General features: G+C 41.7%; 6 protein-coding genes. 3 read left to right on the forward strand and 3 right to left on the reverse strand.

Going from position 1 to position 6,954, the window contains the following annotated elements:
- Positions 1-138: 138 nt before the first annotated feature.
- Positions 139-1,578 (reverse strand): hypothetical protein, encoded by a 1,440-nt coding sequence (locus VTH8203_RS13125; RefSeq protein ID WP_158296139.1) that lies wholly within the window; start codon positions 1,576-1,578, stop codon positions 139-141.
- Between the two features lie 5 nt (positions 1,579-1,583).
- Positions 1,584-3,575, reverse strand: a complete 1,992-nt coding sequence (locus VTH8203_RS13130; RefSeq protein ID WP_096994082.1) for an EAL domain-containing protein — start codon at positions 3,573-3,575, stop codon at positions 1,584-1,586.
- Positions 3,576-3,732: 157 nt separating this feature from the next.
- Between VTH8203_RS13130 and VTH8203_RS13135 the strand changes: the two genes are divergently transcribed.
- The gene (locus tag VTH8203_RS13135) at positions 3,733-4,092 is read left to right on the forward strand and encodes a hypothetical protein (RefSeq protein WP_096994083.1); all 360 of its coding nucleotides are present in this window, start codon (positions 3,733-3,735) and stop codon (positions 4,090-4,092) included.
- A 483-nt stretch (positions 4,093-4,575) separates the two neighbouring features.
- On the opposite strand, the gene VTH8203_RS13140 is transcribed toward VTH8203_RS13135, so the two are convergent.
- Positions 4,576-5,445 (reverse strand): sigma-70 family RNA polymerase sigma factor, encoded by an 870-nt coding sequence (locus VTH8203_RS13140; RefSeq protein ID WP_096994084.1) that lies wholly within the window; start codon positions 5,443-5,445, stop codon positions 4,576-4,578.
- A gap of 303 nt (positions 5,446-5,748) precedes the next feature.
- On the opposite strand from VTH8203_RS13140, the gene VTH8203_RS13145 reads away from it, so the two are divergent.
- Positions 5,749-6,084, forward strand: a complete 336-nt coding sequence (locus tag VTH8203_RS13145) for an Hpt domain-containing protein (protein ID WP_096994085.1) — start codon at positions 5,749-5,751, stop codon at positions 6,082-6,084.
- 18 nt (positions 6,085-6,102) lie between these two features.
- Positions 6,103-6,696 carry a CoA pyrophosphatase gene (locus VTH8203_RS13150; RefSeq protein WP_096994086.1) on the forward strand — a complete coding sequence of 198 codons (594 nt, stop codon included), beginning with the start codon at positions 6,103-6,105 and terminating at the stop codon, positions 6,694-6,696.
- Positions 6,697-6,954 lie beyond the last annotated feature (258 nt).

The raw sequence follows: 6,954 nt of genomic DNA on the forward strand, positions 1-6,954 counted from the left end.
GGGTTAACCGTTCAACGCTTTTTTTACTAGGTACTAGTCGTATTAACGACTCCCTTGAATATCCGTACCTGTCATTAAGTTCTAGAACAATATTGATACTAATTACAAATTAATACGTGTGTACAATCAAGAACCTAGTTAAATAGTTATCGATGAAAAGCCGAATGTGCCGTCCTCAAAGCATAACGTTAAGTTCAACTGGGTTTGCGTTTGATTCTTTACCGACCATAACGTAAGACTATGCATATCGTTGGCTATAACCAAGCCGTCATTGCAGTTAACATCGATATGTTCAATGCGTTTGCGAACCCGTCGGCTTAACAGCGCTTTGATTTCAGAGGTCGATATTGCCCAATAGTGTCCGCAGTGTGCTTGAATGCAGCAATCAAAAATTAAGTTAGGCATAAACACCAAATCAAAGGTTATGTATCCTTCATAGCAGGCGTTCGCCCCCCCAGATAAAGACAGCTTTCCAAGCCCTTTACTGCGATTGACAGAAGACAGAGTTAAGTCTCCTTCACTTTCCGATTTTATCTGAACTAAATCAGAATGCTCAAAGGTCAATCGTTCTATAGAAATGGTTCTCTGATGAACGATCGAGGACGCTATCAGGTCCTGTTTATTAACTTCAATATCGCACCATTTGTTCGATGCCATTAAACTTGCTTGAATCGAAATACTCTTGGAATGTGGGATGAAAAGACCAATAGCAATGGTTTCTACCGCATCGGTCAGCAAGTAAATATAGCCTTGTGAGTCACCGTCAGCGTGACGAAAAGAGCCATTCTGTAAACGTGTCAAAAAACTCTGACTAGAGAATGAATATACGTTGTCAGCATAAACGATAGGACTTTCAAACTGGTGAGGAGAGCCGATCAGGTCGACCTGATCCAATGTATTCCTGCGGCAAGCCTTGATGTCTGTTTTTACAATAACCTCGCTGAGCAAAGTAAAATGAAGTGTAAGTGCCAGTTCAAACGTCGTTGTACTTTCAGGCTCTATTACTTGAATCACTAGGTCACAGCACAGATTGTCAGTAGTAGAGGGCTTGTCTGTATAGGGGGCGGAGATAAAGCAAAATTCTTTAGTAAGCTTGCAGTGATAATAAGGAGTGGCTGTGAAGAGGTTATATATTGACAGAGTCTTTGGTGCGCTCGCTCTGTTTTGGCTCTCCATAACTCGCTTAATAGCCAATTGCTTCAACGCATGCCGACTGATGACCACCGTTCCGTCAGAAAGAATCGAATATCCTACAGGACTACTAATAGATTGAGTTATGTGAAACCGTTCTGGTACTGTCATGGGAGGTTCAGACAACAGGTGACATTCCACTCGTAAAGGCACACCTTCAATCAGGCATCGCAGTTCCAATAGACCGCTGAACTCCCCTGATGGTAGATAGGCGTATATGCCGTAGCCGTAATCTCTAAACACCCCAATTCCGCTGTCACAAAGCACTTGTTCTGGAACTAAACCATTAAGCTTTTCGATTCGCTCGACTAAAGCATCTCTCGAAAACACCAGTAAACCTGATGAGAACTGAACGATTTGATGCCGATAACTACCTACACTCATCATACACCCTATACGTCTGGATAAACTTTGTGTCGCTTGGTATCAGAAGCGTACTCAAGAACCTTGCGCACTTGACTGGAGGACAACGGGCGATAGAAGAAATAGCCCTGAATATAGTCAACATCAATGGATTTTAATGTCTCGAGTTCTGAGACTTTTTCTACGCCTTCTGCCACTACCTTGATGTTTAAGTCATGGGAAAGCTGGCGAAGCATATTGACCGCAAAGTACTTTTGCTTAACCTCATTGATATTGGTAATAAATTGGCGGTCAATTTTAAGTTCATCAAAATGAAAGTCATTAAAATAAGAAAACGACGAACTGCCTGTTCCAAAATCATCCACGGCTATTTTGATGCCTGCAGCGCGTATCTTTTCCAATAGATTGGTATTGTTAGCGTTATTCTCAAAGTAGGCGGTTTCTGTGATTTCTATGGTGACAGCGTTATTCGCCACCGGCGAGCGATTAATCAGTTCAAACAAGTCTGCCAAATGAATCGAGGGTTTCCCAGATTCTGCAATCGAACAGTTTAGTGACAGCGAAAGCGTATTCGATACGCTCGCATTAATGTCGATAAACTCTTTGATAGCTTTTTCCGCAACCAAAAGATCAAGCGCAGAAATGAGCTGCAAATCTTCAGCGAGATGAATCATCTCTTGAACCGTATAAGATATCTTTTGAAAGCGGAAACGACACAAGGCTTCGAGTTTAACAATCTCTCCACTATGAGTATCAACTATCGGTTGGAAGTTTACGTCGATGGACTTATTGCGAATAGCATCGATCAATAGTTGTTCTAAACGCTTTCTACGAATATTGCCTTGAACCAATTTTTCATCGTAAAAATTGACACTGCCTTGGCTCGAATCATGGATAAACATCGCCTGAACAGACTGAGAAATCACCTCATCAATACCGCAACCATTGAAGCCATGAAGTGCGACACCCACTTGTCCGTTAGCGATATCATTCACTAGATGTTTGTCAAGGTACTTTCTTATCCCTTTAAAAAACTGCTTGATAGACAGGTTAATAGTTGTCAGATCTTTGGCATCAATTTGCCGAATTTTGAGCAGAGCGATAAACGTATTGCGCCCTAGATATCCGAAGCTCGCCTTATCATGGCATGACTTCAATGCACACAGCACCTTAGCGCGAGACTCCTGCTCCAACTCACTATAAAAATGTGGCTTAAAACTTATAACAAGGTATGTACCATCTTTTTTGGATAGTTCGCAGGCACTTTTTCTAAAGGCGGCTTCATCTTGCGCAGTTTCTTGTTTGAAGTTGAGGTGAGTAGACTTATCTGAAGGCCTCTCTGTGAAGTTATCTCCAAAGAAAACGAAAACAAAAATGTGTTTTCCATCAGATAATTCTATCTTTTTCACACTGATCGTTTCTAACCGTGCATACGATTCACGCGCTCTGGTAATCACCGCACCTTGCCATCGATTAGTTTGAGAAATCATGGTCTTGAACGCTTCCATATGGACGCTATCACTTTGTATCAGCTGAATATCAGACAGATTTCTACCCAGTACACTAATTGGAGAAATATTGTGTTCGTAACAAAGCCGATTATTGGTAAATAGCACATTGTGCTCATGATTGGTAACAAGCACGCCTCGATGTGGGTCATCGAGTAAATGTTCGATCATGGAGAAAACGCTAATCTGAGCCTGAGAGCGTGTTAGTAGCTCGATACTGCCTCTCACCTTATTATCTAAAATTAGATAAATCTCAAACTTTACAATAAACAGGTCGTCTGATGTCGTTTCAAGAGCAATAGGCAGCGCTGCAGGTAAGCCATTAAACTGCACATCACGGATCAGTAGCAGTATTTGGTTTATGTAATCAATCGAAGGGGGCTGAACTGTGATTAACTTTTCCTCACAACAAAGAACCTTATTCCAAAACTCCCCTTTGGAAATTACCAAGGTAATTTTCGAGAGATCTTCAGACCAAAATGTTTTGTTTTCGTCATGCATGGTAGAAAGCATTCACGTCTCACTTTTATGGTTATATGCCAATAGCGCTTATAGACATAAACTAGTTAAAAGGAATATGAAATCAAGTTAACCTTACTCACTATTTAAAGTTGAATACTGGGAATTCCTTCCTAGCTTGTTCTCTAGAATTAGCTAGAAGGTACAACCCATGCGATACGTTTATGTCGACGACCTATACGATGCTCACTATCGGATATCCCCCCCTCTTCTAAAGCCGCTGGTAAGTGGCGATATTCCTGAAGAAGAATTGGAAATAAGGGAAATTCTGCGCTGCTGGCTAGAGACAGGGCTAACCCCATTTCAGGTGGCAACAGTCGAGAAAGCTAATTTTTGGATCCATGCTGATCAGTTCTCTCGCTTGAGCCGTACCTTGAACACCTTACTTAAACACAAGGCGTATTATTTTGCCACGAAACGTGTCGTATCGTTATGGCATCAAGGCTCCATAGAAAAGGCCTATTTGGAGTATTTACTCAACAGACACGTTGGGTTAGAAGTGAAAACGTAGTAACGCAACTTGTTTTATTGCTGTTCATCTTCAACCCATTTGCTTGTTTTATCCTTATCAATAGATGGTGGACGTTAGCCTGACTGCTACCGCAAAAAGATATGTACAACTACATAGACGATAAATTCGACAGTAAACACATCCAGTGACTTCCCAACCAAGCGACGTTTACCAACAGCGAATTGCTGCTTGAAGAAATTGAGGTCAGCGAAATAGGCACCGCTTGATATGTCTACGATTATCTAGCTTGCTTCGAAAACCATAACCTCAAATCCGATGAAAGTGCCGATGAACTTTCACTCAATGACGCGACACAGTGCACTTGGAAAACAAAAAACGCCCTGCTGTAGGTGATTAAGAACCAGACATTCAGCGCGACTTCATACCTACTCACAACGATGAAGCCTCTGACTATTAGGCACGTCTCACACTGCTATTAAACACAGTGGAAAACGACCTAAAAATACATTGATGGGTTATGGTTCAGTTTATCCAACCACCAAATTTCAGTTCGCTTTGTAACTTGTTGACTCCCTCCTGTTGAAGTTGGCGGACTCGTTCTTTAGATAAACCATACATCTCACCTAAGTTATCCAAGGTCAGCACTTCTCTACCAAACAACCCGAAACGATGAATCACAATGTCACGGTACTTCTCGGGCAGGGAGAGGACAACGCTTTCTAAGCTTTGTAGTAACTTTTCGTTGTGACACAAATCGTAGGGTTCAGGAATTGCCTCAGAGCGGCAGGTTTCCAAGCTTTGGAACTCTTTATCAATAGTATCTACGGATGAGCTGGACTCAATAAAGCCACTCATATGAATGAGGTCACTGATTTGGGTTTGAGATTTTGACGTTTTATCGGCGATTTCCTTCACCGAGGGGGGACGCTTTAGGTCGGCGATTATTTCATTGGTTTGTTTTGATAGGCGGTTTATCTCTTTAATCACGTGGACGGGCAGTCGTACCGTTCGGCCAGTGTTCATCAATGACGATTCAATACTCTCTCGAATCCACCAAACAGCATAAGTGCTAAAGCGAAAACCCTTCTCTGGTTCAAATTTATCGATAGCCTTAATAAGCCCTAAATTTCCTTCTTCGATGAGGTCGAGTATAGTGTGATTGCCCAATCCTCTTTTGGTGTAGTTTCCGGCAATTTTGACAACCAAACGTAAATTGGATTCGATCAGAACATCGCGAGCCTCTTTATCTCCACCGCGCGCCAACGTCGCATAGTGGTACTCTTGCTCCGGTGACAACAAATCAATACCCACGACATCGTGAATATATTTTGAATAGAAATCCGTACCACGCTCGTCATACTGTCGATTAAGCCTTTCTGTCCTTGTGCCCATGATTTAGCTCCTTTGTATGGCGCTGCTCCTAGCCAATTAATTATTATTGCTGTGATTCAAGTCGCAAGAATAAGCATAGACGCGTTTATGCTATGCATCAAAATTTACTGCAATCGAACAAGGCGTATCCATCCAAAATTAGTAGAGAGTGTTAGAAAACAATTTACGGTTTTTAAAGTTTACACAGAAAGCCCAGCAGAGTTTCATTTTCGATGAACTATACTATTTATGTAACTATATGAAGTTGGTAGTTAATCTACTCAAAGACATCCCAATCACTTGTTACAACCACAGGGAAGCACAATGATAGATTTTGAAGTATTGCGAAGCTACATGGATAATGACGATGATATTATCGCTGTCGTATTAATGGCTTTTCTGGAAGAGCACGAGGATGGCGCAGACAAAATCCAGACCTTGGTCAATGATCAAAATTGGAGTGAATTATTCATCACTGCTCATTCATTAAAAGGAATATTAGCGAGCTTTGGTGAGGTTAAAGCGGCAGAGAAACTTGAAATTATAGAGGGCTTAACCAGAAACGGCGATGCACCAAACGATGAGGATATTCAGTTTGTCATTCAAGAGCTCAATGTTATAAAAGGACAAATTAAAGAGTATTTGGCCTCTGCCGTTTAACCCAGTAATAAGGCTCCAATGACTAAACACGAATTTCTAGAACGATTTCAGTTACATCAATTGGTGGATTATCACACCGGATCAAAATCACGAACAGAGCACCTCGAGCGTTCATCACTCAGAGAAGCCAGTGTTCTAATTGGTTTAGTCGAAAGACCGAGTGGATTACACGTTATATTGACCAAACGAGCCAATCATTTAAAGCATCATCCTGGGCAGATCAGTTTTCCTGGAGGGAAAGTTGAGAAGGACGACCCTGATGCGACCTTCACCGCTCTAAGAGAGGCAGAAGAGGAAATTGGACTACGATATGATGAAGTATCCGTCATCGGCCATCTTCCTCGCTTGATCACGGTCACTCAGTTTTATGTAACTCCGATTCTCGCCTTCGTTGATCCTAACTATCGTCCATCTATCGATGCCAACGAAGTAGACACGCTTTTTGAGGTTCCTCTTGCGTTTCTTGTACAACCCAAAAACATGTCAGCGATGCAATTTACGGTACGAGGAAAATCACATCGGGTACTCTCAATTCCTTACAATGAACACTTCATTTGGGGCGTGACCGCACAAATTATTGAAAGTTTACAAACGCAAATGCAACCTAGCTAACAGTTGCTCAACATGAGCCAATCGATTGCTTATTTTTGCATTAGTTTTATTGGCTCTTCTCCGCTTTGTTGAGTCATAACGCAATACTTATGACTTCTACCATACTGACTAATAACCCTTTTTTAGTCAGTATGGATGAATCCTATTTTGACCCAGTTACTTTCTCAGCTTTTACATATTCAGGGGCAGGCAATCCAGTCGATTAAGGTCGATGAATCCACTCAAACTGTTGACGTTTACTGTCGTCGAGACCGACGA

Origin of the sequence: Vibrio thalassae, assembly GCF_900089835.1 — a bacterium.
GTDB lineage: Bacteria > Pseudomonadota > Gammaproteobacteria > Enterobacterales > Vibrionaceae > Vibrio > Vibrio thalassae.